General features: G+C 73.3%; 28 protein-coding genes. 19 read left to right on the forward strand and 9 right to left on the reverse strand.

All coding sequences use genetic code 11. The annotated features are described in order from the left end of the window. Positions 1–282: 282 nt before the first annotated feature. Together AB0Q96_RS00195 and AB0Q96_RS00200 are read right to left on the reverse strand one after the other, a co-directional pair. Positions 283–1,305 carry a LacI family DNA-binding transcriptional regulator gene (locus tag AB0Q96_RS00195; RefSeq protein ID WP_365320759.1) on the reverse strand — a complete coding sequence of 341 codons (1,023 nt, stop codon included), beginning with the start codon at positions 1,303–1,305 and terminating at the stop codon, positions 283–285. Between the two features lie 61 nt (positions 1,306–1,366). Next, complete coding sequence (locus tag AB0Q96_RS00200; RefSeq protein WP_365320760.1) at positions 1,367–2,152, reverse strand: response regulator transcription factor; 786 nt, start codon at positions 2,150–2,152, stop codon at positions 1,367–1,369. A gap of 230 nt (positions 2,153–2,382) precedes the next feature. On the opposite strand from AB0Q96_RS00200, the gene AB0Q96_RS00205 reads away from it, so the two are divergent. From AB0Q96_RS00205 to AB0Q96_RS00240, 8 genes are all read left to right on the forward strand, one after another. Next, positions 2,383–3,207, forward strand: coding sequence for an alpha/beta fold hydrolase (locus AB0Q96_RS00205; protein WP_365320761.1), 825 nt, complete (start codon positions 2,383–2,385; stop codon positions 3,205–3,207). Positions 3,208–3,252: 45 nt separating this feature from the next. Next, positions 3,253–3,507 carry a MoaD/ThiS family protein gene (locus AB0Q96_RS00210; RefSeq protein WP_365320762.1) on the forward strand — a complete coding sequence of 85 codons (255 nt, stop codon included), beginning with the start codon at positions 3,253–3,255 and terminating at the stop codon, positions 3,505–3,507. Between the two features lie 10 nt (positions 3,508–3,517). Continuing rightward, positions 3,518–4,771 carry a hypothetical protein gene (locus AB0Q96_RS00215; protein ID WP_365320763.1) on the forward strand — a complete coding sequence of 418 codons (1,254 nt, stop codon included), beginning with the start codon at positions 3,518–3,520 and terminating at the stop codon, positions 4,769–4,771. 103 nt (positions 4,772–4,874) lie between these two features. Continuing rightward, positions 4,875–5,564 (forward strand): DUF2993 domain-containing protein, encoded by a 690-nt coding sequence (locus AB0Q96_RS00220; RefSeq protein WP_365320764.1) that lies wholly within the window; start codon positions 4,875–4,877, stop codon positions 5,562–5,564. 374 nt (positions 5,565–5,938) lie between these two features. Next, the gene (locus AB0Q96_RS00225) at positions 5,939–6,019 is read left to right on the forward strand and encodes a putative leader peptide (protein WP_350497993.1); all 81 of its coding nucleotides are present in this window, start codon (positions 5,939–5,941) and stop codon (positions 6,017–6,019) included. 148 nt (positions 6,020–6,167) lie between these two features. Further along, positions 6,168–7,013, forward strand: a complete 846-nt coding sequence (locus AB0Q96_RS00230; protein WP_365320765.1) for a sulfurtransferase — start codon at positions 6,168–6,170, stop codon at positions 7,011–7,013. A 44-nt stretch (positions 7,014–7,057) separates the two neighbouring features. After that, complete coding sequence (locus AB0Q96_RS00235; protein WP_046908577.1) at positions 7,058–7,345, forward strand: DUF1416 domain-containing protein; 288 nt, start codon at positions 7,058–7,060, stop codon at positions 7,343–7,345. A 226-nt stretch (positions 7,346–7,571) separates the two neighbouring features. Beyond that, the gene (locus AB0Q96_RS00240; RefSeq protein WP_365320766.1) at positions 7,572–7,841 is read left to right on the forward strand and encodes a DUF3099 domain-containing protein; all 270 of its coding nucleotides are present in this window, start codon (positions 7,572–7,574) and stop codon (positions 7,839–7,841) included. An 18-nt stretch (positions 7,842–7,859) separates the two neighbouring features. Here AB0Q96_RS00240 and AB0Q96_RS00245 read toward each other — a convergent pair whose 3' ends face one another. Beyond that, positions 7,860–8,222: a DsrE family protein gene (locus AB0Q96_RS00245; protein WP_365320767.1), complete on the reverse strand. Its 363-nt coding sequence runs from the start codon at positions 8,220–8,222 to the stop codon at positions 7,860–7,862. Between the two features lie 272 nt (positions 8,223–8,494). Between AB0Q96_RS00245 and AB0Q96_RS00250 the strand changes: the two genes are divergently transcribed. The 3 genes from AB0Q96_RS00250 (at position 8,495) to AB0Q96_RS00260 (ending at position 10,542) form a co-directional block, all read left to right on the forward strand. Beyond that, positions 8,495–9,067, forward strand: coding sequence for an FABP family protein (locus AB0Q96_RS00250; protein ID WP_365320768.1), 573 nt, complete (start codon positions 8,495–8,497; stop codon positions 9,065–9,067). A 61-nt stretch (positions 9,068–9,128) separates the two neighbouring features. Continuing rightward, positions 9,129–9,566: a transcriptional repressor gene (locus AB0Q96_RS00255; RefSeq protein WP_365320769.1), complete on the forward strand. Its 438-nt coding sequence runs from the start codon at positions 9,129–9,131 to the stop codon at positions 9,564–9,566. 10 nt (positions 9,567–9,576) lie between these two features. Then, a complete protein-coding gene (locus AB0Q96_RS00260) occupies positions 9,577–10,542 on the forward strand; it encodes a glycine cleavage T C-terminal barrel domain-containing protein (protein WP_365320770.1) in 966 nt (321 codons plus the stop codon). Positions 10,543–10,564: 22 nt separating this feature from the next. Here AB0Q96_RS00260 and dtd read toward each other — a convergent pair whose 3' ends face one another. Then, positions 10,565–10,990, reverse strand: a complete 426-nt coding sequence (gene dtd / locus AB0Q96_RS00265; protein ID WP_361164885.1) for a D-aminoacyl-tRNA deacylase — start codon at positions 10,988–10,990, stop codon at positions 10,565–10,567. Between the two features lie 139 nt (positions 10,991–11,129). Here dtd and AB0Q96_RS00270 point away from each other — a divergent pair, with 139 nt between their 5' ends. The 4 genes from AB0Q96_RS00270 (at position 11,130) to AB0Q96_RS00285 (ending at position 15,940) form a co-directional block, all read left to right on the forward strand. Next, complete coding sequence (locus tag AB0Q96_RS00270; RefSeq protein ID WP_365320771.1) at positions 11,130–11,735, forward strand: ABC transporter substrate-binding protein; 606 nt, start codon at positions 11,130–11,132, stop codon at positions 11,733–11,735. Between the two features lie 136 nt (positions 11,736–11,871). Beyond that, positions 11,872–13,122, forward strand: a complete 1,251-nt coding sequence (locus tag AB0Q96_RS00275; RefSeq protein WP_365320772.1) for a GNAT family N-acetyltransferase — start codon at positions 11,872–11,874, stop codon at positions 13,120–13,122. A 77-nt stretch (positions 13,123–13,199) separates the two neighbouring features. Then, the gene (locus tag AB0Q96_RS00280; protein WP_365320773.1) at positions 13,200–13,811 is read left to right on the forward strand and encodes a TetR family transcriptional regulator; all 612 of its coding nucleotides are present in this window, start codon (positions 13,200–13,202) and stop codon (positions 13,809–13,811) included. A 47-nt stretch (positions 13,812–13,858) separates the two neighbouring features. Continuing rightward, positions 13,859–15,940 (forward strand): AAA family ATPase, encoded by a 2,082-nt coding sequence (locus AB0Q96_RS00285; RefSeq protein ID WP_365320774.1) that lies wholly within the window; start codon positions 13,859–13,861, stop codon positions 15,938–15,940. Here AB0Q96_RS00285 and AB0Q96_RS00290 read toward each other — a convergent pair. Together AB0Q96_RS00290 and AB0Q96_RS00295 are read right to left on the reverse strand one after the other, a co-directional pair. Beyond that, entirely contained in the window at positions 15,864–16,862 is a 999-nt protein-coding gene (locus AB0Q96_RS00290) for a WYL domain-containing protein (protein WP_365320775.1), read from the reverse strand. The genes AB0Q96_RS00285 and AB0Q96_RS00290 overlap by 77 nt on opposite strands. Further along, the gene (locus AB0Q96_RS00295; protein WP_365320776.1) at positions 16,859–18,277 is read right to left on the reverse strand and encodes an MFS transporter; all 1,419 of its coding nucleotides are present in this window, start codon (positions 18,275–18,277) and stop codon (positions 16,859–16,861) included. Before AB0Q96_RS00295 ends, AB0Q96_RS00290 begins: the two co-directional genes overlap by 4 nt. A gap of 121 nt (positions 18,278–18,398) precedes the next feature. On the opposite strand from AB0Q96_RS00295, the gene AB0Q96_RS00300 reads away from it, so the two are divergent. The 4 genes from AB0Q96_RS00300 (at position 18,399) to AB0Q96_RS00315 (ending at position 20,374) form a co-directional block, all read left to right on the forward strand. Continuing rightward, positions 18,399–18,884 (forward strand): MarR family winged helix-turn-helix transcriptional regulator, encoded by a 486-nt coding sequence (locus AB0Q96_RS00300; RefSeq protein ID WP_365320777.1) that lies wholly within the window; start codon positions 18,399–18,401, stop codon positions 18,882–18,884. Between the two features lie 91 nt (positions 18,885–18,975). After that, on the forward strand, positions 18,976–19,380 hold the full coding sequence (locus AB0Q96_RS00305) for a helix-turn-helix transcriptional regulator (protein WP_365320778.1): 405 nt from the start codon (positions 18,976–18,978) through the stop codon (positions 19,378–19,380). Positions 19,381–19,401: 21 nt separating this feature from the next. Continuing rightward, positions 19,402–19,932: a hypothetical protein gene (locus AB0Q96_RS00310; protein WP_365320779.1), complete on the forward strand. Its 531-nt coding sequence runs from the start codon at positions 19,402–19,404 to the stop codon at positions 19,930–19,932. Between the two features lie 94 nt (positions 19,933–20,026). Next, positions 20,027–20,374: a DUF2516 family protein gene (locus AB0Q96_RS00315; RefSeq protein WP_365320780.1), complete on the forward strand. Its 348-nt coding sequence runs from the start codon at positions 20,027–20,029 to the stop codon at positions 20,372–20,374. Between the two features lie 369 nt (positions 20,375–20,743). On the opposite strand, the gene AB0Q96_RS00320 is transcribed toward AB0Q96_RS00315, so the two are convergent. The 3 genes from AB0Q96_RS00320 to AB0Q96_RS00330 all read right to left on the reverse strand — a co-directional run bounded on the left by AB0Q96_RS00320 (position 20,744) and on the right by AB0Q96_RS00330 (position 24,349). Then, a complete protein-coding gene (locus AB0Q96_RS00320; protein ID WP_365320781.1) occupies positions 20,744–21,979 on the reverse strand; it encodes a fused response regulator/phosphatase in 1,236 nt (411 codons plus the stop codon). 241 nt (positions 21,980–22,220) lie between these two features. Beyond that, a complete protein-coding gene (locus AB0Q96_RS00325) occupies positions 22,221–23,273 on the reverse strand; it encodes an NlpC/P60 family protein (protein WP_365320782.1) in 1,053 nt (350 codons plus the stop codon). Positions 23,274–23,554: 281 nt separating this feature from the next. Then, positions 23,555–24,349, reverse strand: coding sequence for a class I SAM-dependent methyltransferase (locus tag AB0Q96_RS00330; protein WP_365320783.1), 795 nt, complete (start codon positions 24,347–24,349; stop codon positions 23,555–23,557). Positions 24,350–24,484 lie beyond the last annotated feature (135 nt).

A 24,484-nucleotide genomic window follows, 5' to 3' on the forward strand; every position in this document is an offset into this window, starting at 1 on the left:
GGCTACGACTCTCGGATCCGTTCATGAGAACGGCCTGAGGGCGGGCTGAGAAGCCCGACAGAAGTACGTATGCCCGATATAAAGACCCGGCGGGGTGGGGTGAGGACCCGGGGGTCGGGATGAGTTCCCGGGGGTCGGGGTGAGGACCCGGGGGGGCGGGATGAGTTCCCGGGGGTCGGGGTGAGGCCCCCGGGGGGGGCAGGCTGAGGCCCCTGGGGGGTCAGGCCGAGGCCCCGGCGGCGCGGCTGAGGGACCCGGTGGGTCCCGTCGCTACGCCGCGGCTCAGGAGCAGCCGCAGGAGCGGCGCACGATCAGCGCCGACGGGAACTGCTTCACCCGCTCGCGGCGCGAGCCCGAGACCCGGACGGAGTCGTCGAGCACCAGGTCCACCGCGGCCCGGGCCATCGCCGGCCGGTCCGAGTAGACCGTGGTGAGCGGCGGGTCGCTCAGCGCCGCCTCCTTGACGTCGTCGAAGCCCGCCACGGCGAGCTCGCCCGGCACGTCGATGCGCAGCTCGCGGGCGGCCCGCAGCACGCCGAAGGCCTGGTCGTCGGTGGAGCAGAAGATGGCCGGCGGCCGGTCGGGGCCGGCGAGCAGCTTCAGCGCCACCTGGTAGGCGTCGTAGCGGTTGTACGGCGCCTGGAAGAGCCGGCCCTCGACGGAGAGCCCGGCCTCCTGCATGGCGCGCCGCCAGCCCTCCTCGTGGTCGGCGACCGGGTCGCCGACGGCGGGGGTGTTCGGGACGCCGCCCATGCAGGCCACGTACGGGTGCCCGTGCTCCAGGAGGTGCCGGGTGGCGAGCTGGGCGCCGCCGATGTCGTCGGTGACGACGGCGACGTCGTCGATCGCCTCGGGCCGCTCGTGCAGCAGCACCACGCGCGCGTCCCACGCCTCGATCTCGCTCGCGGCCTGCTCGCTCATGCCCTGGCTGACCAGGATCAGACCGGAGACCCGCATGCCGAGGAAGGCCCGCAGGTAGTGGATCTCGCGCTCGGTGCGGTAGTCGGAGTTGCCGACCAGCACCATCTTCCCGCGCTCGGCGGCGGCCTGCTCGACCGCGTGCGCCATCTCCGCGAAGAAGGGCTGGCGGGCGTCCGGGACGACCATGCCTATGAGGTCGGTCCGCCGGGACGCCATCGCCTGGGCCACCCGGTCGGGGCGGTAGCCCAGCTCCTTGATGGCGGCGAGGACACGCTCGCGCGTGGCCGGGGCGACCGGCCGGGGTCCGTTGTTGATGACGTAACTCACGACCGCGGTCGAAGTACCCGCCAGTCGCGCTACGTCATCCCGCGTCACCTTGGCCACGCGCGGCAGTCTACGCGGGGTGACCTACCTACCGGCAGGTCGCGTTGTGGCATACGCCACGTTAACGGTCCTCCACCGGAGTGAGTTCCCGTGCCGCCTCCTTGACGCGGCCCCCGGAACGGGCCGCGCTCCGGGTGTCCTGCCGGCCCCGGGGGTCCTCGGCGGGGCGCTCCGGCTTCTCGGGGGTGACGAAGCGGTAGCCGACGTTGCGGACGGTGCCGATCAGCGACTCGTGCTCGGGGCCGAGCTTCGCCCGCAGACGCCGTACGTGGACGTCCACCGTCCGGGTGCCGCCGAAGTAGTCGTAGCCCCAGACCTCCTGGAGGAGCTGGGCGCGGGTGAAGACCCGGCCCGGGTGCTGGGCCAGGTACTTGAGGAGCTCGAACTCCTTGAAGGTCAGGTCCAGGACCCGGCCCTTCAGCTTGGCGCTGTACGTCGCCTCGTCCACCGACAGGTCGCCGTTGCGGATCTCCATGGGGGAGTCGTCCGCGACGATCTGCCGGCGGCCCGTCGCGAGCCGCAGCCGGGCCTCGACCTCGGCCGGGCCGGCGGTGTCCAGGAGCACGTCGTCGATGCCCCAGTCGGCGGTGACGGCCGCGAGACCGCCCTCGGTCACGACCAGGATCAGCGGACAGCCGAGGCCCGTGGAGCGCAGCAGCTGACACAGGGAGCGGATCTGCGGGAGGTCGCGGCGCCCGTCGACGAGGATCACGTCGGCGCCGGGGGTGTCCACGAGGGCCGGGCCCTCGGCGGGGGCCACGCGCACGTTGTGCAGCAGCAGGCCGAGGGCGGGCAGCACCTCGGTCGACGGCTGGAGGGCATTGGTCAGGAGCAGCAGTGAGCTCATTCCGCCCCACCTGCCCGGGTCGTCGTCTTCCGGTCGTGCTGGCTTAGCTCGTCCATGACGTCGGTTCCTCCTCGGTCCCTGCGAGGACGTCTGCGGCACTGCTTTCTGTTCTCACCGGTGGCTCTCGCGCCCTGAGAGCTTTCGGTAATCCATCCGTAACAACGGTCGGAAAACGCAAAAGGACCCGGGGGCTGCGTTGCCCGGATCCTCTGGCAAGCAGAATAGCCCACATGAGTTCCGAGGCAGAGGGCCGATTTCACATGGTGGATGTTTCCTCGCTCACTTCCGTCCATGACCGTGCCGCCCGCCGCGTGATGCTGCGTACCGATGACGGTGTCCGGATCGAGGCGATTTACGAACCGGCCACGGCAAGTGTCACCGATACGGCCGTCGTCGTCGCGCACGGGTTCACCGGGTCGGTCGACCGTCCCGCGCTCCGGCGCGCCGCCCTCGCCCTGCGGGAGCACGCGAACGTCGTCACGTTCTCCTTCCGAGGCCACGGCGGCTCCGGCGGCCGCTCGACCGTCGGCGACCGCGAGGTCCTCGACCTGGCGGCGGCCGTCCGCTGGGCCCGTGAGCTCGGGCACACCCGGGTGGCGACGCTCGGCTTCTCCATGGGCGGCTCGGTCGTCCTGCGGCACGCCGCCCTGGAGCGCGGCACCGGCGCGCGCACCGACGCCGTCGCCGCCGTCAGCGCCCCGGCCCGCTGGTACTACCGGGGGACGCCCTCGATGCGGCGGGTGCACTGGGTGGTGACCCGGCCGGTGGGCCGGCTGGTCGGGCGCTACGGCCTCGGCACCCGTATCGACAGCCGGGACTGGGACCCCGTCCCGCTCTCCCCGGTCGAGGCCGTGCCGCTGATCGCGCCGACCCCGCTGCTGATCGTGCACGGCGACCGCGACGCGTACTTCCCGCTCGACCACCCCCGCAGCCTCGCCGCCGCGGCCCCCGAGGGCGCGGCCGAACTGTGGCTGGAGCGGGGCATGGGCCACGCGGAGAACGCGGCGGACGAGGAACTGCTCGCCCGGCTCGGCGGCTGGCTCGCCCGGCCATAGCCCATCATGGGGGGCGGCGCGCACACGAACGAAGGGAGTGCCGCTATGGCAGCGGGAACCATCCGCTACTGGGCCGCGGCGAAGGCGGCCGCCGGTGTGGCCGAGGAGCCGTACGCCGCGCAGACCCTGGCCGAGGCGCTCGACGCGGCCCGCGGGAGGCACCCCGGCGAGCTGGTCCGGGTCCTCCAGCGCTGCTCGTTCCTCATCGACGGCGACCCCGTCGGGACTCGCGCCCACGAGACGGTACGGCTGGCGGAGGGCGGCACGGTCGAGGTGCTCCCCCCGTTCGCAGGAGGGTGAACCGCACACCATGAGCAGTGACCAGCACTATCCGTACGAGCCGCAGCCCCAGCCGCAGGGCGGCCAGGGCGGTCAGCCGTACGACCCGCACGTCACCCAGACGTGGGAGGGCCAGACCTGGGACACCCAGTACCAGCCGACGGTCCGGCCGCAGGAGCCCCAGCAGCCCCAGGGCTCCGGCTCCCTCCCGTACGAGTCGCAGTACCCGCCGCCGCAGGGGCAGGCACAGGGCCCGTCGTACGGGTACGAGTACGCGTACGGCACGGGCGGGCACCCGCTGCCGCCCGAGAGCCCGACGGGGTACCAGCCCGGGTACGAGGCGCAGGTGCCGGCGTACGGGGCGCCCGTGCCCGCGTACGCGGCCGCCCCGGTACCGGACGTGGCTCCCGTACCGGGCGTCAACCCCGCCCCCGTTCCCATCCCCACCCCCGTTCCCGTCCCGGACGCGGTGGCCGGCGGGCCGGAGGGTCCCGCCTACTCCACGCCCACGATGGGCGGCAACGCCCGGGTCACCGACGCCCAGCGGGCCCGTGCCGAGGGCCGTTCGCCGGTCATCGAGCCCGGGATGCAGCCCGCCGCGCTGACCGCCGTCCTCGGCGTCCTGCTCGCCGTCGGCGCCTCCGTCGGCTCGTACGCGCTGCTCGTCCCGCTGCTCCTGCTCCAGGCGGTCACGGCGGCCGGCTGGTTCCGGCTCAACGGCATGTGGCCGGCCCGGCAGGGCATCGCCCTCGCCTTCCTCGGCGGTGTCACCGCCGACGTCGCGCTGCTCGCCGCCGGCCGGGAGAACGCCCCCGCCGCGATGCTGGGCACGCTCGGCGTCTGGGTGCTGCTCACGCTCGTGCTCCAGCTGCGCAGCCACGCCGATCCCGACGAGCGGATGTACGGCCTGATGGCGACGGTCGTCTCGGCGGCCCTCGCGGTCCTGGCCACCGGACACCTCGGCGCCGAGCCGGACGCGGTGGTCGTCGGCGGGGTCGCGGTCGCCGCCGCGGTCCTCGCCCGGGCGGTGCCGCTGCCCGGACCGGTCTCCCTGGTCGTGGCGCTGCTCGCGTCGGCCGGCGCCGGCATCGCCGCGGGCGGGCTCACCGACCTCGGCACCTCCGGCGCGCTGCTCGGCCTGGCGGCCGGGGCGAGCGCGCTGATCGGGCTGCGGGTGGCCAGCTACGACTACCCCTCGCGGTTCGTGCACATGACGGCCGGTGTCGCGCTGCCGCTGACCGCCGCCGCGCCCGCCGTCTACCTGCTGGGACGCGCCCTGGCGTAACCGCCGCCACAGCCCCGTGGGGGAACCGCTCGGCCCCTCGACACGTCGATCTTCGTGTCGGGGGGCCGAAGTCGTCCCGGAACGCCTCAGGGGAAGGAACACCATGCGAGCACTGCGGATTGTGCTGATCCTGGCCGTCGTGCTCGGAGGCGTCCTGGTCGGAGTGGACCGCCTGGCCGTGGCGTACGCGGAGTCGGAGGCGGCCGACCGGGTGCGGCTCGGGGCCGTACGGGCGGAGTCCACCGACGTCGACATCAAGGGCTTCCCCTTCCTGACCCAGGCCGCCGACAAGCGCCTCGACGAGGTCGAGGTGCGGCTCACGGGCGTCCGGGCGACCGCCGGGGGCCGTTCGGTGCGCATCGGCGAGCTGACCGCCGACCTGTACGACGTCACGCTGGGCGAGGGCTACACGAGCGCCCGCGCGGCCACAGCCAGCGGCACCGCGCTGATCTCCTACGCGGACCTGGGCGCCGCCTCCGGCCGGGACGTCAAGGTCGCCTACGGCGGCGACGGCAAGCTGAAGGTCACCGGCGGGGTGCACATCCTCGGCCGCACGCTCACCCGCAGCGTGCTGTCCACGGTGACCCTGCTGGACGGCGACACCCTCCGGGTACGGGCCGACGCGGTGCCCGGCGAGGGTATCCCCGGCCTGGAGGACCTGGTGCGCGCCCGGACGGACTTCGACCGCCGGATCGAGGGCCTGCCGCAGGGCATGAAGCTGACGAAGGTGGAGGCCCGGGCGGACGGCCTCGCGGTCTCGGTGACGGGCAAGGACGTCGTCCTGGCGGGCTGAGCCCCCGGGCCACGACCGTCTTGCCGGCCGGGCTGAGCGCCTGGGCTGCTGCCTCCCGCTCGCCGGGCTGAGCCCGAGCCGCCACCACCTTGCGCGTCCTTGCGCGTCGGCCCGATCCGCCCGGCGGCCACCCGAATTGCCCCTGTTTTCCCCGGAATTCTCCCCAATCTCCCCTCGGATCCAGCCCGCCCCCACCCCCGTGATCACATACTGAGACAGCGTTGTCCGATCCGCAGATGATCAACCAGGACACGTCACCCCACACGCGCCCGGGTGTCCCGCCACCCTCTCCCCATCCCACATCCCGGACGATCGTGTCTCAAAATACGACACACCGGTGACACGGCCGCCTGTCCGTCCCTACGATCGAGGGCATGAAGCGACAGGCGGATCTCACGAAGCGGCGGGCAGTAGACCTGTGCCGCGTCGCCGCCATGCTCTGTCGCTCAGTCTGAGCGGGACGCACTGCTCCCGTATTCCTCAGGCCCTACGACGTGACGTCGGGGCCACCCCTGCGCAGCAGCACCACCATCGCCCGCATGCGATGGCGCGTACCCGCACAAACTGCACGAACCGCCGCACACTGCCCCGGAGGAGAACAGCATGGCTCGCAGCGACGTCCTGGTCGACGCCGACTGGGTCGAGGCCCGCCTCGACGACCCGCAGGTCGCTCTCGTGGAGGTCGACGAGGACACCTCGGCCTACGAGAAGAACCACATCCGCAACGCCATCCGGATCGACTGGACGAAGGACCTCCAGGACCCGGTCCGCCGTGACTTCATCGACCAGGAGGGCTTCGAGAAGCTCCTCTCGGCCAAGGGCATCGGCAACGACACCACGGTCGTCCTCTACGGCGGCAACAACAACTGGTTCGCCTCGTACGCCTACTGGTACTTCAAGCTCTACGGCCACCAGGACGTGAAGCTCCTCGACGGCGGCCGCAAGAAGTGGGAGCTCGACTCCCGCGACCTGGTCGACGGCTCCGAGGTCCCGAACCGCCCGGCCACCGAGTACAAGGCCAAGGCCCAGGACTCCTCGATCCGCGCCTTCCGCGACGACGTCGTGGCCGCGATCGGCACCCAGAACCTCGTCGACGTGCGTTCGCCCGACGAGTTCTCCGGCAAGCTGCTCGCCCCGGCCCACCTCCCGCAGGAGCAGTCGCAGCGCCCGGGCCACGTCCCGTCCGCCCGCAACATCCCGTGGTCGAAGAACGCCAACGACGACGGCACCTTCAAGTCGGACGACGACCTGAAGGCCCTGTACGAGGCCGAGCAGGTCGACCTGGCGAAGGACACCGTCGCCTACTGCCGCATCGGCGAGCGCTCCGCGCTCACCTGGTTCGTCCTGCACGAGCTGCTCGAGGTCCCGAACGTCAAGAACTACGACGGCTCGTGGACCGAGTACGGCTCCCTCGTCGGCGTGCCGATCGAGCTCGGCGCCAACAAGTAACCCTCCCCGGTACCCCGGACCCCTCGACCGTAAGGATTCCCACCATGTGTGGAGCGCAGCCCGGCGGCCCCGACGCCTCGACGATCAAGCCCGGTGAGACCACCATCCAGGGCTTCGTGACCAAGGACGGCCAGCCCGTCACCGGTTACGTCCGCCTCCTGGACTCGACCGGCGAGTTCACGGCCGAGGTCCCGACCTCCGCCACCGGCCAGTTCCGCTTCTACGCGGCCGAGGGCACCTGGACCGTCCGCGCCCTGGTCCCCGGCGGCACCGCCGACCGCCAGGTCGTGGCCCAGAAGGGCGGCCTCGCGGAGGTCGCCATCGCGGTCTGATCTTCCGACGCGCCCCTCGCACCGCTCGGCGCCGGGGGCGCCTCTCGGGCTTCGCGCCGCTGCGCCGGCCTCCGGCCACCGGAGTCGGCGCGGCGCGAAGCCCACGCATACCGGCCGGAGGGCCGTGCCTCCTGGGGGGTTGGACGCCATCACCAGGACCTGAGGCACGGCCCTCCGGTCTTTCCCCGGCCTGTGCGGGGGCCGGGCGCGGACGTACGCTGAAGTTGTGTACGCACGGCGTCGGCGCGTCTATTTCTGGATGATGGGTGCCTGCCTGGTCCTGTTCGTGGGCGCCTGGGCAGTCGTGCGCCTGTTCTCGATCCCCGTGGCCATCGGCATGTGCGTGGTCGCGATGCTCATCCCCCCGGTCGCCGCCATGACGGCGAACCGGAGAGGCCCCGAGGACCGCTGGTGGGACGATCCCTCCGGGGACAAGCAGTCCGACGAGTGGTGGGACGAGCTGGACGGGAAGAAGAAGAGGAAGGACCCGGACTAGGGCCTTCTAGGGGCCCTTCTAGTAGACGAGCGCCTGTGTCTCGTCCGCCATCGCTTCCTGGACGAAGACCTGGGCGCCGGCGATGCGGATGCCCTTCAGGACGTCCTCCTCCGTGATGTCGCGGCGGGTCGCGCACTGGGTGCACAGGGTGATGCGGCCGGCCGCCAGGATCGAGTCGATCAGGTCCGGCAGGGGCGCGGCGTGCGGGAGTTCGAACTCGGCCGCGCGGCCCGGCAGGGCGAACCACGAGGACTCGCCGGTCAGCCAGAGCGAGACCTCCACTCCGCTGGCGACGGCGACGGCCGCCACGGTGAAGGCCTGGGAGCAGCGTTCCGGGGCGTCGGCCCCGGCGGTCACCTTGATCACGAGCTTCTTCGCCATATGCCGAACTGTAATGGGAGCTCCTCGGCTGATCGCGGCCACCCGGAAGCCCGAGACCCACCTCACCGAGAGGGCCGGGCCCCCGCCCACTAAGCTGGGGTTCGGCCCGTTCCGCCTTCACCGCTCATTCGAGGAGCACCAAAGTGATCGTTTTCTTCGAAGTCCTGCTGGCGCTCGTCTGCGTTGCGGTCCTCGCCTTCGCCGGGCTGACCGTGAAGAAGCTGTACCAGGGCCAGCGCTAACCACTCCTTCACAGATCGCCTGAGCTGCTCATGATCGAGATTCCGTCCGACCTCAATCCGGACCTCGTCCCCCTCGCGTTCCTCCTCGGCACGTGGGAAGGCGCGGGTGTCTCCGACTTCCCCGGCGCCGAGAAGTGCAACTTCGGTCAGTCCGTGACGTTCAGCCACGACGGCCGTGACTTCCTCGAATACCACTCGCACTCCTGGGTCCTGGACGCGGACGGCAACAAGGTCCGCCCGCTGGAGAGCGAGAGCGGTTACTGGCGCATCGACAAGGACCGCAAGGTCGAGATCGTCATGGTCCGCGACCAGGGCATCGTCGAGGTCTGGTACGGCGAGCTCGCCGACCAGAAGCCGCAGATCGACCTCGCGACCGACGCCGTCGCGCGGACCGCCGCCTCCGGCCCGTACAGCGGTGGCAAGCGGCTGTACGGCTACGTGAAGAGCGACCTCATGTGGGTGGGCGAGAAGGCCACCCCCGAGGTCCCGCTGCGGCCGTACATGTCCGCGCACCTGAAGAAGGTCGTCACCCCCGAGGAGGTCGCCGAGATGGCGCGCAACCTCCCCGACATGCCCGAGGACGGCATCGCCTTCTTCAAGTAGGACGCAAGTCGACCCGACGGGGCCGTGCCGTGGTGCGCCGCGCCCTCCTACACTGGGGGGCGTGGTGAGCACCGACTGGAAGAGCGACCTGAGGCAGCGCGGCTACCGGCTGACGCCTCAGCGCCAGCTTGTCCTGGAGGCCGTGGACGTGCTGGAGCACGCGACCCCGGACGACATCCTCGTCGAGGTCCGCAGGACGGCCTCCGGCGTCAACATCTCCACCGTCTACCGGACCCTGGAGCTCCTGGAGGAGCTCGGGCTGGTCAGCCACGCCCATCTGGGGCACGGCGCGCCGACGTACCACCTCGCCGACCGGCACCACCATCTGCACCTGGTCTGCCGGGACTGCACCGAGGTCATCGAGGCCGACGTCGAGGTGGCCGCCGACTTCACCGCGAAGCTGCGCGACACCTTCGGCTTCAGCACCGACATGAAGCACTTCGCGATCTTCGGGCGGTGCCGGGACTGCACCCGTAAGGCCGCCGACGCCGAGTCGTAGTCTTGGGGGCATGAAGAGCCCCCTGCTGTCCCTGCCCGGCGCCGTCCCCGCCGAGGGCCGTGACGAAGGTGTCGCCGCGCACTACGGCGACCTGTTCCGCGAGCAGCGCACCCTCGCCGACGGCACCGGATTCGTCGACCTCTCCCACCACGGCGTCATCACCGTCACCGGCGACGACCGGCTGAGCTGGCTGCACCTGCTGCTCACCCAGCACGTCAGCGACCTGCCGCCGGGGCAGGCCACCGAGGCGCTGATCCTCTCCGCGAACGGGCACATCGAGCACGCGCTGTACCTCGTCGACGACGGCGAGACGGTCTGGGCGCACGTCGAGCCCGGCACCCGCGCCGAGCTCGTCGCCTACCTGGAGTCGATGAAGTTCTTCTACCGGGTCGAGGTCGCCGACCGCACCGAGGACTTCGCCGTCGTCCACCTCCCGGCCGGCTCCATCGCCCCGCTGCCCGAGGGCGTGGCCGTGCGCGAGACCGCGTACGGGCGGGACGTGTTCCTGCCCCGCGCCGACCTGGAGGGCTTCGCCGGCTCCCACGGCCCGGCCGCCGGCATCCTCGCGTACGAGGCGCTGCGGGTCGAGGCGCACCGGCCTCGGCTCGGCTTCGAGACCGACCACCGGACCATCCCGCACGAGCTGGGCCTGATCGGCAGCGCCGTCCACCTCCAGAAGGGCTGCTACCGAGGCCAGGAGACCGTCGCCCGCGTGCAGAACCTGGGCAAGCCGCCGCGCCGCCTGGTCTTCCTGCACCTGGACGGCAGCGAGGTGCTGCTGCCCGGGCACGGCACCCCGGTCCGGCTCGCCGCGGACGGTGAGGAGGGCCGCCAGCTCGGCTTCGTCACCAGCTCGGCGCGCCACCACGAGCTGGGGCCGATCGCGCTGGCCCTGGTGAAGCGGAACGTGCCGGTGGACGCCGACCTCGTGGTCGGGACGACCGCCGCCGCGCAGGAGACGGTCGTCGAGCCGTAGGCGGGGAAGCCCACGGGGGGCGTCAGACCTCGATCAGCACCGTGAACGGGCCCTGGTTCGTGAGCGACACGCGCATGTCCGCTCCGAACCTGCCCGTCTCCACGTGGGCGCCGAGCTCCCGCAGCCGGGCCACCACCTCGTCGACGAGGGGCTCGGCGACCGGGCCGGGTGCCGCCGCGTTCCAGGTGGGGCGGCGGCCCTTGCGGGCGTCTCCGTACAGGGTGAACTGGGAGATGACGAGCAGCGGCGCGTTCACGTCGGAGCAGGACTTCTCGTCCTCCAGTACCCGGACGGACCAGAGCTTTCTGGCCAATTGCGCCGCCTTCTCGGGGGTGTCGTCATGGGTCACCCCGACCAGGACGCACAGCCCCTCGCCGACGATCTCTCCGACGGTCTCCCCTGCGACGACGACGTTCGCGCCGTCCACCCTCTGCACCACTGCTCGCATGCGTACCAACCTACCGATCGGCTGGGCGGCTGAAGGATCGAGGGCCGAACGGGTGCAGACCGCCTGCGTCGGCCGGGCCCCGAGTGGCACCATGCCTGTCAGGCGGTGCGCTTCCGCACCGGTCGAGGGGACGAATCTCATGAGTGCACCTGGCACCGGGCACACGCCGTCCGGTCCCGTTCCGCTGTTCCGAACCGGCGGCGCCGTCGGGCGACCGCCCGTGCAGCGGAGCGCCGAGCCCGATCTGCCGGAGCGGCCGGACAGCGATCTCGGCGCGCTGCGGCTGCCCGAGCTGCGGGCGCTGCGCCGCGACGCGCAGGGCGACGAGGCCGATCTGAGCTACGTACGGCGGATGCTGCAGGGCCGGATCGACATCCTGCGGGCCGAGCTGGCGCGGCGCAGCGACCCCGAGGCGCCGGTCCTGGACCGGCTCTCGGAGATCCTGGCCGACGCGCCGCCGCGGCGCGGGGCGGTCGCCCGGTCGGCGCGGCACGTGACGCTGTCGACGCCGCGCGGCGAGGAGTACCGGCGGCTCGCGGCGGAGATGCTGTCCGAGGTCGAGCTGTCCGACCTGTCCGCCCGTACGGACGCCGAGCTGCACACCGCGATGGGGCGGCTCGCCGGGCACGAGCAGCAGGTGTCGCGACGCCGGCACGAGCTCCAGCGGACCGCCGACGACTGCAGCGCGGAGATCGCCCGCCGCTACCGCGAGGGCGAGGCGCAGGTCGACGACCTGCTGGCCTGAGCGCGGGAGCGGCGCGGTCCACCGTGCCTTCGAGACCTTCCGGAGGAGGTCGGGGGCCGTAGGGGGCTGTCGGGGGCTTTCGGGGCCGTGGGAAACCCGGGTGCGGGGCGGGCCGGGCGGCGCCTACGTTGTCGGGATGAGTCTTGAGGTGCGCGCGATCGACGAGTCCGAATTCGCCCAGTGGCTGCGGACCCTCCGCACCGGCTTCCTGCGGACGCCCGTCCTGGTGGACGGCGAGGTCGCGGACCGGGTTCCGCACACCGACTTCTCCCGGACCTTCGGCGCCTTCGACCGGGGCCGGATGGTCGCCACCTTCCACTCCTTCGACCAGGAGCTGAGCACCGTCGGCGGGGCGAACCTGGCGGCGGACGCCGTCAGCGCGGTCACCGTCTCCCCGACCCACCGCAGGCGCGGGCTCCTCAGCCGCATGATGAAGGACGACCTGGCGGCGGCGAAGGAGCGCGGCGACGCGTGCGCGACGCTGATCGCCGCCGAGTACCCGATCTACGGACGGTTCGGCTTCGGCCCCGCGTCCTGGACGACCGAGTGGTCCGTCGACGTGACCCGGGCCGGGTTCGACCTGCGGCGGCCCGCCACCGAGGGCGACGGCGGGCGGGTCGATCTGACCGACGGCGCCGAGATCCGCGCGGAGGGCCCCGCCCTGCACCGCCGGCTGGCGGCCGGGCGGGCCGGCGTCACCGCGCGCACGCCCCGCAACTGGGATGTTGGCACCGGCAACAGCGTCCCCCAGCGGCCGTGGACCGAGCCGTTCTACGCGATGTACCGGGCGGAGTCGGGCGAGGTCGAGGGGTACGTGGCGTACACCGCCGACGACAAGTGGACCGACGGCAACCAGCCGGTCCAGACGGCGACCGTGCGGGACCTGGTCGCGGTCACCCCGGCCGCCGAGCGGGCGCTGTGGCGGTTCGTGTGCTCGATCGACTGGATCACCACCGTGCGCTCGGGCAGCCGCGCCCCCGACGACCTGCTGCCGCTGCTGCTGCCCGATCCGCGCGCGGCGGGGGTGGTGACGCACACCGACATGCTGTGGCTGCGGATCCTGGACGTGCCGAAGGTGCTGGAGCCGCGTACGTACGCGGCCGAGGGCACCCTCGTCCTCGACGTGCGGGACGCGGCGGGCCTCGCGGCCGGGCGCTTCCGGCTCGACACCTCGCCGGAGCCGGGCGGTTCGTCCTGTGTGCCGACCGACGCCTCGCCGGACCTGGTCCTGGACGTGGCGGAGCTGGCCCGGCTGGCGCTCGGTGACGAGTCGGTGCAGCGGCTCGTGGCGCTCGGCCGGGTCGAGGAGGCCGCGGCGGGGGCGGCGGTCCGGGCGGACCTGCTGCTGCGGGCCGCGCGGCGGCCGTGGACGATGGACATCTTCTGAGTCGGCCTTCTGGGTCGGCCTTCTGAGTCGGTGTTCGTGACGTCCGTGGGTCGTGTGGGTGAGAGGTGGCGGGTGGCGTGAGTGGGCTGCGTGAGCGGAAGAAGGAGCGGACGCGGCAGGCGCTCTCGGACATCGCCGTCGCGCTCTTCCTGGAGAAGGGCTTCGACGCGGTGTCCGTCGCCGAGATCGCCGCGGCGGCCGAGGTCTCCAAACCGACGCTGTTCCGCTACTTCCCGGCCAAGGAGGACCTGGTCCTGCACCGGTTCGCGGACCACGAGGACGAGCCGGCCCGGGTCGTCGCCGCCGCCCGCGAGGCCGGTGCGGCGCCGCTCGACGCGCTGCGCGACCACGTCCTGGCGGGCCTGGAGCGGCGCGACCCGGTGACCGGCCTCAACGACGACCCGCGGGTCCTCGCCTTCCTGCGCCTCCTGTACGGCACGCCCGCGCTGGTGGCCCGGATGCACGCGTACCAGGGGCGTTCGGAGGAGTTGCTGGCCGGGGCGCTGGGCGGGGACGACCCGCTGGCGGCGCGGCTGGCGGCGGCGCAGGTGGTGGCGGTGCTGCGGGTGCTCGCGGAGGAGAACGTGCGGCGGATCACGGCGGGGGAGCCGGTCGGGGAGGTGCTGCCGGCGGCGGTGGCGGCGACGCGGCTGGCGTTCGGGAGGCTGGCGGCGGGGCTGCCGTATTGACCGGATAAAAAATGTAACCGAGTAACGTTTCTGGGTATCCTGGACCCATGAAGCCGCTCGACCGTGAACTCCTGAACGAACGCGGCCACCACGAGACCTGCCGCGCCGCCCTCGCCCGGATGACCGAGGACGTCGAGGAACAGGTCGTCACCGGTGAGGACACCGCCGCCTCCGGGGCCGACGCCGAAGCCCTCGGCCGCCACCTGCGCAGCCGCGCCAAGGTCTTCCGCCAGCAGCCGCCCGGCCCCCTCTTCTTCGGCCGCCTCGACCGCGAGGACGGCCAGGTGCACCACATCGGCCGCCGCCGCGTCGCCGAGCACCCGGCCGCCCCGCCGCTCGTCGTCGACTGGCGGGCGCCCGTCTCCCGCGCCTACTACCAGGCCGGGCCCCAGGACCCGCAGGGCGTCGTCCGGCGGCGCCGGTTCGGCTGGACGCCGAACAGCCGGGGCGCCTCCGAGGACCTGACCGCCCTGGAGGACGAGCGGCTGACCGCCGGCGAGTCCGGCACCGGCGCGCTCCTCACCGGCGAGATCGAACGCCCCCGCGTCGGCCCCATGCGGGACATCGCCGCCACCCTCCAGCCCGAGCAGGACGACCTCGTACGGTCCGGGCCCGGCGACTCGGTCTGCGTGCAGGGCGCCCCCGGCACCGGCAAGACCGCCGTCGGCCTGCACCGCGCCGCCTACCTCCTCTACAGCCACCCGCAGCGCCTCAAGCGCTCCGGACTCCTCGTCCTCGGCCCCAACCGCACCTTCCTCTCCTACATCTCCGAGGTGCTGCCCGCGCTCGGCGAGACCGGGGTGCGCCAGTCCACCGTCGGCGAGGAGCTCGCCCGCCACGAGGTCCGCGCCGAGGACGGCGGGGCCGCGGCCCGGGTCAAGCACGACGCCCGCATGGCCGAGGTGCTGCGCGCGGCGCTGTACGCGCGCGTCGACCCGGCCGCCGCCGTGGAGCTCGCGGTGCCGGACGGCTCGTACCACTGGCGGCTGCCGGCCGCCGAGACCGCCGCGATCGTCACGGCGGTACGGGAGGAGGCGCCGCCCTACGCCACGGGCCGCGAACGGGTCCGCGCCCGGATCGTCCGGGCCCTCCAGCTGCGGGCGGAACGCCGGGCCGGGGTGCTCGGCGCCGCCTGGGCCCGCCGGATGGAGCGGGCCCGGCCGGTGACCGCGCTCCTCGACGCGTGCTGGCCGAAGGCGAACCCGGAGGAGGTCCTGGCGGCCTTCCTCACGGACCCGGCCGCCGTTCCCGTACCGGTGCCGCTCACGGAGGCGGAACAGGACGCGATTCGCTGGGCGAAGCCCCCGCGTTCGTACCGCAGCGCCCGCTGGAGCGCCGCCGACCTCGTCCTCCTCGACGAGCTGGCCGGCCTGATCGAACGGCCCGAGGGCTACGCGCACATCGTCGTCGACGAGGCGCAGGACCTCTCGCCCATGGAGTGCCGGGCCGTCGGGCGCCGCGCGGACTTCGGCTCCCTCACCGTCCTCGGCGACCTGGCGCAGGGCACCACGCCGTGGGCGGCGCGCGACTGGCGCGAGCAACTGGCCCACCTGGGCAAGCCGGACGCCGAGGTGGTGCCGCTCACCACCGGCTACCGCGTCCCGGCGGCCGTCGTCGAGCTCGCCAACCGGCTCCTGCCGGACCTGGACACGGACGTCCCGCCGGGGCGTTCGCTGCGCGCGGGCGGCACGGTGACGGTCCGTCGGGTGACGGACCTCGGGGAGGGCGTGGCCGAGGCCGTCCGGCTGGCGCTGAAGGAGGAGGGCTCGGTGGGCGTCATCGCGTCGGACGCGCTGGTGGGCGCCTTGCGGGAGTACGCGATGGGGGCGGGGGCGGCGGCTGGGGCTGGGGATGGGATAGAGACAGGGACTGGGACCGGGACGGCGGCTGGGGCTGAGGATGGGACGGGGACCGGGATCTGGTCCGGTGACCGGGTCTCCCTCGTGCCCGCGACGCTCGCCAAGGGCCTGGAGTACGACCATGTCGTGGTCGCCGAGCCCGCCGCGATCGTGGCGGCCGAACCGCGCGGGCTGCACCGGCTGTACGTGGTCCTCACGCGGGCGGTGTCCCGGCTGGACCTGGTGCACCGGGAGCCGCTGCCGGAGTCGCTGGGCCGTAGCGGGCGGTGAGTTCGGCGCCGATGCGGGCGAGGGCGGCGCGGGCCTCGGGGGGTGCGAGGAGTTCGACGCGGGCGCCGAGGCCGGCGAGCTGCGCGGCGACGATCTCGGGCGACGGGCCGTCGACCTCGATGGCGGTCCAGCCGCCGTCCGCCTCGCGCGCCCCGTACCGTATCCGCCCGCCGAAGAGGCCCTCCAGGACGCCCTCGGTGCCGGGGGCCGCGCGGCCCCGTACGGTCGCGGCCAGCATCCGGTCCTCCATGCGGGCGGCGAGGGCGCGCCAGGCGGTGGCGAGGTCGAAGTCCGGTGGGCGTACGGCGGGTTCGCCGGTGGGGGTGGCGGAGGTGATCCGGCTGACCCGGAAGGTGCGCAGCCCGTCCGGGGTGTCGGCGACCAGGTAGGGCACGCCGGCCTTGGCGGCGATGCCGAGCGGGTGGACCAGGCGTTCGCGCGGGGGGCGGCCGGGGCGGGCGTGGGCGATGCGGAGCCGGACGGCGTCGACGACGGCCTGCCGGAGGGTGCCGAGGAGGGCGGGTTCGGCTCCGGCGCCGGTCCAGTCGGTGGTGTCGGTGACGCCGGCGCGGGCGGCGGCCTCGGCGCCGGGGCGGAGCGGGGCGGGCAGGGCGCGGACCAGTTTGCGCAGGGCGGCCCGGGTGCGGGGGCTGGTCGCGGACTCGGGGCCGGTGAGGAGGAAGAGCTCGCGGATCTCGGGGGCGGTGAGGCCGCTCAGGTCGGTACGGGCGCCGCCGACCAGACGCCAGCCGCCGCCCTTGCCCGCCGTCGAGTAGACGGGGACTCCGGCGGCGGCGAGGGCTTCGAGGTCGCGGCGGGCGGTGCGTTCCGAGACCTCCAGTTCGGCGGCGAGCTGGGCGGCGGTGACGAGGTCCCTCGTCTGGAGGTAGAGCAGGGCGGCGACGAGTCGGTCGGCTCTCATGCCGCCATTGTCAGCTCGTTCCGGGCGGACTTGGGCGTACGGAGGAGGGTGAAGGCGAGGGCGAACGCGGCGACGAGCAGTCCGGCGCCGACGGCGAAGGCGAGGTGGTAGCCGCCGGTGAGGGCCTCGGCGGTGGTGCGGCCGGCGGCGGTGAGGGACTCGGTGCGGGCGGCGGCGAGGGTGGAGAGGACGGCGACGCCGAGGGCCATGCCGATCTGCTGGGTGGTGTTGAAGAGGCCGGAGGCGAGGCCGGCGTCGGCCTCCTTGGCCCCGGACATGCCGAGCGCGGTCAGGGCGGGCATGGCGAGCCCGAAGCCGGCGCCGAGGAGCATCACGGGGAGCAGGTCGACGGGGTACGAGGCGTGGACGGGGAGGCGGGCGAGGAGGCCGAGCATCGCGATGAGCAGGACGATGCCGGTGAGCAGGATGGTGCGCTCGCCGAAGCGGGTGATGAGGCGGGCGGAGAGGCCGAGGGAGACGGTGCCGATGACGACGGCGGCGGGGAGCATGCCGAGGCCGGTCTCGGCGGCGCTGTAGCCGAGCACCTTCTGCATGTGGAGGGCGACCAGGACCTGGAAGGAGAAGAGGGCGGCGACCATCAGCATCTGGACGAGGTTGGCGCCGGCGACGCTGCGGGAGCGCAGGACGCGCAGCGGCATCAGGGGGTCGGCGGCGGTGGCCTGGCGGACGAGGAAGCCGGCGAGGAGGGCGAGGGCGAGGGCGCCGAGGCCGAGGGTGTGGGCGGAGCCGGCCCCGTACTCCTCGATCTTGACGACCGCGTAGATGCCGGTCATGAGGCCGGAGGTGACGAGGAGGGCGCCGAGGAGGTCGGCGCGGCCGCGGGTGGCGGCGGGGCGGTCGGCGGGCAGGGCGGGGAGGGCGGCGAGGAGGGCGGCGAGGCCGATGGGGAGGTTGATGAAGAAGATCCAGTTCCAGGCGAGGGCGTCGGTGAGGACGCCGCCGAGGACCTGGCCGATGGAGGCGCCGGCCGCGCCGGTGAAGCTGAACACGGCGAAGGCCTTGGCGCGTTCGCGGGGTTCGGTGAAGAGGGTGACGAGGATGCCGAGGCTGACGGCGGAGGCCATCGCGCTGCCGACGCCCTGGAGGAAGCGGGCGGCGATCAGGACGCCGGGGGAGGCGGCGAAGCCGGCGAGCACGGAGGCGGCGGTGAAGAGGGCGGTTCCGGCGAGGAACATGCGCTTGCGGCCGAGGAGGTCGCCGAGGCGTCCGGCGAGCAGGAGCAGGGCGCCGAAGGCGATCAGGTAGGCGTTGACGATCCAGCTGAGGCCGGCGGGGGAGAAGCCGAGGTCGTTCTGGATGGCGGGCATGGCGACGGTGACGATGCTGCCGTCGAGGATCGTCATCAGCATGCTCGTGGCGAGGATGCCGAGGGCGGTCCAGCGTGAGGTGGGCATGGCGGTGTCTCCCATTTCGGGGCGGTGGGGCGGTGGGGTGGGGCGGCGACAGAAAGAACGCTAGCAGATAGTTCCGTTGCGGACTATCTATCTCGGTCTCGCTCCTGGGTACCCTGGACGCATGACCTCCATGGCGCCCACCCGCACCGAGCCGGACCTCTCCTACCTCCTCGACCACACCAGCCATGTCCTGCGCACACGGATGGCCGCACGGCTCGGCGAGATCGGGCTGACCGCGCGCATGCACTGCGTGCTGGTCCACGCGCTGGAGGAGGAGCGCACCCAGGCCCAGCTCGCCGAGATCGGCGACATGGACAAGACGACGATGGTGGTCACCGTCGACGCCCTGGAGAAGGCCGGCCTCGCCGAACGCCGCCCCTCCAGCACGGACCGGCGCGCCCGCATCATCGCGGTCACCGAGAAGGGCGCGAAGGTCGCCCGCGCGAGCCAGAAGATCGTCGACTCGGTCCACGAGGACGCCCTGACCTCCCTCCCCGCCCAGTCCCGGGAAGCCCTCCTCCACGCCCTGCACCTCCTGGCCACCGACCACCTCGCAACCCCGTCCGAGGGCCCCCACAACGCACGGCGGGCGCGGCAGGCGAAGTGACGGGTGCGGTCGCGGCGGCCCCGCTTCGCTGTGACGGAACTATTGCAAGCGCCTGCTTGCAATAGTTAGCGCGGGCTGGCAGGGTCGGAGCATGGCATCGCTCAACGTCGGCAATCTTGGTGAGTACCTCCGTGAACAGCGGCGCACCGCGCAGCTGTCGCTGCGGCAGCTCGCCGAGGCCGCGGGCGTGTCGAATCCGTATCTGAGTCAGATCGAGCGAGGGCTGCGCAAGCCGAGCGCCGAGGTGTTGCAGCAGGTCGCCAAGGCGCTGCGGATCTCGGCCGAGACGCTGTACGTGCGGGCCGGGATCCTCGACGAGAAGGAGCGGGACGACCTGGAGACGCGCGCCGTCGTCCTGGCCGATCCCTCGATCAACGAGCGGCAGAAGCAGGTGCTGCTGCAGATCTACGACTCCTTCCGCAAGGAGAACGCCGCCGAGGCCGCGCAGGCCGCCGAGCAGCAGGCGCACCGGCCGCCGCAGCCCACCGAGACGTAAACCTCCGGGAGGACCACGACCATGGCCATCATCGACGAACTCCGTACCCCCCTCTACTTCGCCGCCGGCACCGCCGACCTCGCCGTCCAGCAGGCCAGGAAGGTGCCCGGCCTCATCGAGCAGATCGCCGCCGAGGCCCCCTCGCGGATCGAGGCCGTCAAGAAGACGGACCCGAAGGCGGTGCAGGAGAAGGCGCAGGCGAGGTTCGCCGAGTTCGTGGGCGGGTTCGACACCGACCTGAAGAAGCTGGGCGAGCAGGCCCAGGACCTGGCCCTGCGCGGGGTCGGCGTCGCCGCCGAGTACGCGGTCAAGGCGCGCGAGAAGTACGAGGAGCTCGCCGCGCACGGCGAGGAGACCGTGAAGGCCTGGCGCGGTGAGGCCGCCGAGGAGATCGTCGAGATCGCCGTGGTCGTCGAGCCCGACCCCGAGCCGGCGAAGGCGGAGGCGGAGGCCGAGGCCGTCGAGGAGCCCGCCGCGCCCAAGCCCGCCCGCAAGACCACGGCCCGCAAGGCCCCCGCGAAGAAGGCCGTGGCCACCGAAGGGGCCGAGTAGCGGCGGGGGCGGGCACCAATCCCGGTGTCCCGCGCGTTGTAGCGGGTACCTTGGCCGCGAGGCGCTCTTTCCACTCACCTAGGCGGTGCACAGCATGTTGCGCGACGGATTCGACTCGATCCTGTGGCTGGTGGTGGGGCTGGTCTTCCTCGGCTTCGCCGTCGCCGCCTTCGTGTTCGCCGCCATGGCGCGCGAGGACGCCTACCGCGCGGCGGAGAAGCAGACCAAGAAGTTCTGGCTGATCCTGCTGGGCATCAACCTCGTCGTGAACCTGCTGCTGCCGATGCTCTTCCTGCAGATCGCCGGGCTCATCGCCGCCATCGTCTTCATGGTCGACGTACGCCCCGCGCTCCGCGCGATCTCCGGCGGCGGTGGCGGTGGCAGGCGTGGCGGCGGTTCCAGCAGCGACGGGCCGTACGGGCCCTACAACGGCGGGCGCTGATCCCCCCCCAGCGGGTCCCGAGCGGGTCCTCAGCGGGTCCCGAGCGAGCCCCCAGTGGGTCCCGAGCGGGTCCTCAGCGGGTCCCGAGCGGGTCCCGAGCGAGCCCCCAGTGGGTCCCGAGCAGGTCCTCAGCGGGTCCCGAGCGGGTCCCGAGCGGGTCCCCAGCGGGTCCTCAGCGGGTCCCGAGCGGGCCCCCAGTGGGTCCCGAGCGGGTCCCCAGCGGGTCCGCCGCGGGTCCCGAGCGGGTCCCCAGCGGGATCGGCTAAGCGATCCGCGGCGGAATCCCCCGCGGGATCCGCTACGCGATCCGCCGGGGGACGCAAGAAACCCGCGCCCCCCGCCCCACGTCCGAGACAGCAGGCCCCGGGCTCAGCCCCGGGGCCTGTCCCGTTCCAGGGCCAGGACGGCCACGTCGTCCGTCAGCTCGCCGCCGTTCAGCGTGCGCACCTCCGTGACGGCCGCCGCCAGCAGTTCCTCGCCCCGCAGGCCCGCCGCCAGCTGCCGGTTGATCATCTCGACCATCCCGTCCTGGCCGAGCCGTGGCGAACCGGGCCCCGCCGAGCGGCCCTCGATCAGCCCGTCGGTGTACATGAGCAGGCTCCACGACGCGCCCAGCTCGACCTGCCGGCGCGGCCAGCGGGCGCGCGGCAGCAGGCCGAGGGCCGGGCCGCCGTCCTCGTACGGCAGCAGTCGCGCCATGCTCCCGTGCCGGGCGATCAGCGGCGCGGGGTGGCCGGCCAGGCACAGGCCGGCCCGGCGCCCGTCGGGCGCGATGTCGACGGTGCACAGGGTCGCGAAGATCTCCTCGCTCTCCCGCTCGTGCTCCAGGACCTGCTGCATCGTGGAGAGCAGCTCGTCCCCGCACAGCCCGGCGAAGGTCAGCGCCCGCCAGGCGATCCGCAGCTCCACGCCGAGCGCCGCCTCGTCGGGGCCGTGCCCGCAGACGTCGCCGATCATCGCGTGGACGGTCCCGTCGGGCGTGCGCACGGTGTCGTAGAAGTCGCCGCCGAGCAGCGCCCGGGACCGGCCGGGCCGGTAGCGCGCGGCGAACCGCAGGTCGGAGCCCTCCAGGAGCGGCGTCGGGAGCAGCCCGCGCTCCAGCCGGGCGTTCTCCTGGGCGCGCAGCCGCGACTCGGCGAGCTTCACCTGGACGGCGTCGGCCCGCTTGCGCTCGACGGCGTAGCGGATGGCGCGGCTCAGCAGCCGCCCGTCCAGCTCCTCGCGGAAGAGGTGGTCCTGGGCCCCGACCCGTACCGCCTCGGCCGCGAGCCCGGCGTCCGCGGAGGCGGCGAGGGCGAGGACGGCGTGGCGCGGGGCGAGCCGCAGGATGTGCCGGAGCGGCGCGAGCGGGTCGTCTTCGGCCGTGCGCGGGACGGGCAGCGCGAGGTCGACGAGCACGCAGTGCACGTCGTCGGTGAGGAGCCGCTCGGCCTCGGTGAGGTTGCGGGCGGTCCGGATCCGCAGCCGGGTGCCGGTCGCGTCGAGCAGTTCGGGTACGGCGAGGGCGCCCGCCGGGTCGTCCTCGACGACCAGCAGCGTGAGATCGGTGGCGGTGCCGGGTGCCGGGAGAGAATCGATTCTCTGCCGCGGTACGGGTACGGGCATCGGTCTGGTTTTCCTTCCCTCCCCCCGAGGGCCGGGGACCGACCATAGCGGTACCTCCGGGCGTCGCGGAACGGCGATCACGCGGTGGATCGGAGATCAGCGCTGGCATATGCCGCGGATGGGGAGGTAGCCGCCTGCGGGCCGATGAGAGCCGATGAGAAACGTCACTCGGGGGCTGGGGAGGGCCCGGGGGACGGGCGGTGGCGCCCGTCACTCCCGGCGTACGCTCCCGGCGGCACGGTTACGGGCGGACCACGCCCAGGATCTCCATGGAGCCGGCGCCCGTGATCGTCACGTTCCGCCCGGGGCGCGGCGCGTGCACGATCGCCCCGTTCCCGACGTACATGCCGATGTGGCTCGCGTCCTTGAAGTAGACGATCAGGTCGCCGGGCCGCATGTCCTTGATGTCTACGTGCGGCAGCAGCCGCCACTGCTCCTGCGAGGTGCGCGGGATCGGGCGGCCCGCGCTGCCCCAGGCGCTCTGGGTGAGTCCCGAGCAGTCGTACGAGCGCGGGCCCTCGGCCCCCCACACGTACGGCTTGCCGATCTGGGCCGTCGCGAACTCCACCGCCCGCTTGCCCTCGGGCGTGGTCGCGTCGCTCAGGCCCTTGAGGACGCCGGTGCCGACCCAGGCGGTCTGCGCCCGGTACTGCTCCTGCTGCTCCAGGCGCAGCAGCCGCTCCCGCTCCTCGGCGGCGAGGTCGGACTCCAGCTTCTTGGCGGCGGCGATCTTGTCGTTGATCTCCTTCTTCGCCTTGGCCTGCTTGACCCGGTTGGCTTCCAGCTTGGTCCAGTTGACGCTGGCGTCCTTGGCGTACGTGGTGAGTTCGCCCTGCGTCCTGGTCATCTCGCCGAGCAGGTCCCGGGTGGCCTTCTGGCCCTCCTTGAGACGGCCCGCGGTGTCGAGGAAGAGCTGGGGGTCGTCGGTCAGCACGAACTGCGCGCCGTCCGGGAGCCCGCCGTTGCGGTACTGGGCGCGGGCCGCGGCGCCCGCCCTCGCCTTGAGGTCGTCGATCTTCTCGTTGCCGGCGACGATCATGCGGGCCAGCTTCACGATCTCGTCGGACTGCTCGTCCGCCTTCTCCTCGGCCAGGTTGTAGGCGTCGGTGGCGGCGGCGGCCTGGCGGTAGAGACCGTCGATCTCCTTGCGGACCTCTTCGAGCGTCTTCTTCGGCTGGCTCGGCGCCGGCGGGGCCGGGGCCGCTGCGGCCTGCAGGGTGAGGACGGGTGAGGCCAGCACCGTCAGGGCGCAGACCACGGTGACCGTGGTGATGGCGTGGCGGCGTCGGTTCACAGGCTCCCCCTCAAGTGACCCATTTCAAGCTGTCTGGTCTGGCTGAATCTGATTTACCGTCAGTAACTTGGTCGTGACCTTGGTGATGGTGCCACGCGAAACCCGAAAGCGACAGGGGAAAGCGGGGCCTGTCGGGTCACTTCCCCCCAGGAGGGACGAGTGTTCCGCCCGGTGCGTTCCTCGCGCGGGGGAAATTCAGGGGGAGTTCGGCGGACGTTCGGCGGGAGCGTCGCTCGGCCGCGCGGTGCCGGCGTCGCTCGGCCGCGCGGTGCCGGCGTCGCTCAGCCGCGCGGCGCCAGCGCCTCCCACCGCACCGTCACCTCGCCCTGCCGCCACCGGCGCGGACCGTCCGTCAGCGGCCAGTCCGCCGCCAGGTCGCGGACCGAGCGGATCCAGCGCTGCCGCGCCCCGAGCGAGGCGTACGGGGCCGCCGCCGCCCACGCCCGGTCGAAGTCCCGCAGGAAGGCGTGCACCGGCTCACCCGGCACGTTCCGGTGGATCAGCGCCTTCGGCAGCCGCTCCGCCAGGTCGGAGGGCCGGTCCAGCGAACCGAGCCGGGTCGCGAAGGTCACCGTCCGCGGCCCGCCCCGGCCCAGCGCCACCCACACGTGCCGCCGCCCGATCTCGTCGCAGGTCCCCTCGACCAGCAGCCCCTCGGGCCCGAGCCGCGCGCACAGGCGCTGCCAGACCGCCGCGACCTCGGCCTCGTCGTACTGGCGCAGCACGTTCGCCGCCCGGATCAGCGACACCTCGCCGGCCACCGGCACCTCGAAGCCGCCGTGCCGGAAGGCGAGCCCCTCCCGCTCGTACGGCTTCGCGGCGGCGACCCGCGCGGGCTCGATCTCGACCCCGACGACGGTGACGCGCGGGTCGGCGGTGCGCAGCCGGTCCAGCAGCTCGACGGGCGTCCACGGCGCGGCGCCGTAGCCGAGGTCGACGGCGACGGGGGGCGGGCCGGAGCGGCGCAGGGCCGGTCCGTGCGTGGCGGCGATCCAGCGGTCCTGGCGGCGCAGCCGGTTGGGGTTGGTGGTCCCGCGGGTGATCGTGCCGACGGGTCGGGTGGTGCGGGGGGCCATGGAACGAGCGTACGGGGTGGTGGGGGCCCTCCCCGTCGGGTGCGGGCCCCGGGGAGGGCGCCCGGTGGCCCGCCCGGTGCGGGCCCGGGAGCCGGCCCCCGGAGGCCGGCTCGGACGGGTGTTCCCGTCGCCGTG

It is taken from the genome of Streptomyces sp. NPDC093111, from assembly GCF_040683955.1.
Taxonomy (GTDB): Bacteria; Actinomycetota; Actinomycetes; order Streptomycetales; family Streptomycetaceae; genus Streptomyces.

What these genes read in the sequence shown, in the direction of transcription:
- AB0Q96_RS00200 (WP_365320760.1), bottom strand. Translation starts at nt 2,152, where the DNA reads ATGAGCTCACTGCTGCTCCTGACCAATGCCCTCCAGCCGTCGACCGAG.
- AB0Q96_RS00205 (WP_365320761.1), top strand. Translation starts at nt 2,383, where the DNA reads ATGAGTTCCGAGGCAGAGGGCCGATTTCACATGGTGGATGTTTCCTCG.
- AB0Q96_RS00210 (WP_365320762.1), top strand. Translation starts at nt 3,253, where the DNA reads ATGGCAGCGGGAACCATCCGCTACTGGGCCGCGGCGAAGGCGGCCGCC.
- AB0Q96_RS00215 (WP_365320763.1), top strand. Translation starts at nt 3,518, where the DNA reads ATGAGCAGTGACCAGCACTATCCGTACGAGCCGCAGCCCCAGCCGCAG.
- AB0Q96_RS00220 (WP_365320764.1), top strand. Translation starts at nt 4,875, where the DNA reads ATGCGAGCACTGCGGATTGTGCTGATCCTGGCCGTCGTGCTCGGAGGC.
- AB0Q96_RS00225 (WP_350497993.1), top strand. Translation starts at nt 5,939, where the DNA reads ATGAAGCGACAGGCGGATCTCACGAAGCGGCGGGCAGTAGACCTGTGC.
- AB0Q96_RS00230 (WP_365320765.1), top strand. Translation starts at nt 6,168, where the DNA reads ATGGCTCGCAGCGACGTCCTGGTCGACGCCGACTGGGTCGAGGCCCGC.
- AB0Q96_RS00235 (WP_046908577.1), top strand. Translation starts at nt 7,058, where the DNA reads ATGTGTGGAGCGCAGCCCGGCGGCCCCGACGCCTCGACGATCAAGCCC.
- AB0Q96_RS00245 (WP_365320767.1), bottom strand. Translation starts at nt 8,222, where the DNA reads ATGGCGAAGAAGCTCGTGATCAAGGTGACCGCCGGGGCCGACGCCCCG.
- AB0Q96_RS00250 (WP_365320768.1), top strand. Translation starts at nt 8,495, where the DNA reads ATGATCGAGATTCCGTCCGACCTCAATCCGGACCTCGTCCCCCTCGCG.
- AB0Q96_RS00260 (WP_365320770.1), top strand. Translation starts at nt 9,577, where the DNA reads ATGAAGAGCCCCCTGCTGTCCCTGCCCGGCGCCGTCCCCGCCGAGGGC.
- dtd (WP_361164885.1), bottom strand. Translation starts at nt 10,990, where the DNA reads ATGCGAGCAGTGGTGCAGAGGGTGGACGGCGCGAACGTCGTCGTCGCA.
- AB0Q96_RS00270 (WP_365320771.1), top strand. Translation starts at nt 11,130, where the DNA reads ATGAGTGCACCTGGCACCGGGCACACGCCGTCCGGTCCCGTTCCGCTG.
- AB0Q96_RS00275 (WP_365320772.1), top strand. Translation starts at nt 11,872, where the DNA reads ATGAGTCTTGAGGTGCGCGCGATCGACGAGTCCGAATTCGCCCAGTGG.
- AB0Q96_RS00285 (WP_365320774.1), top strand. Translation starts at nt 13,859, where the DNA reads ATGAAGCCGCTCGACCGTGAACTCCTGAACGAACGCGGCCACCACGAG.
- AB0Q96_RS00290 (WP_365320775.1), bottom strand. Translation starts at nt 16,862, where the DNA reads ATGAGAGCCGACCGACTCGTCGCCGCCCTGCTCTACCTCCAGACGAGG.
- AB0Q96_RS00295 (WP_365320776.1), bottom strand. Translation starts at nt 18,277, where the DNA reads ATGCCCACCTCACGCTGGACCGCCCTCGGCATCCTCGCCACGAGCATG.
- AB0Q96_RS00300 (WP_365320777.1), top strand. Translation starts at nt 18,399, where the DNA reads ATGACCTCCATGGCGCCCACCCGCACCGAGCCGGACCTCTCCTACCTC.
- AB0Q96_RS00305 (WP_365320778.1), top strand. Translation starts at nt 18,976, where the DNA reads ATGGCATCGCTCAACGTCGGCAATCTTGGTGAGTACCTCCGTGAACAG.
- AB0Q96_RS00310 (WP_365320779.1), top strand. Translation starts at nt 19,402, where the DNA reads ATGGCCATCATCGACGAACTCCGTACCCCCCTCTACTTCGCCGCCGGC.
- AB0Q96_RS00315 (WP_365320780.1), top strand. Translation starts at nt 20,027, where the DNA reads ATGTTGCGCGACGGATTCGACTCGATCCTGTGGCTGGTGGTGGGGCTG.
- AB0Q96_RS00320 (WP_365320781.1), bottom strand. Translation starts at nt 21,979, where the DNA reads ATGCCCGTACCCGTACCGCGGCAGAGAATCGATTCTCTCCCGGCACCC.
- AB0Q96_RS00330 (WP_365320783.1), bottom strand. Translation starts at nt 24,349, where the DNA reads ATGGCCCCCCGCACCACCCGACCCGTCGGCACGATCACCCGCGGGACC.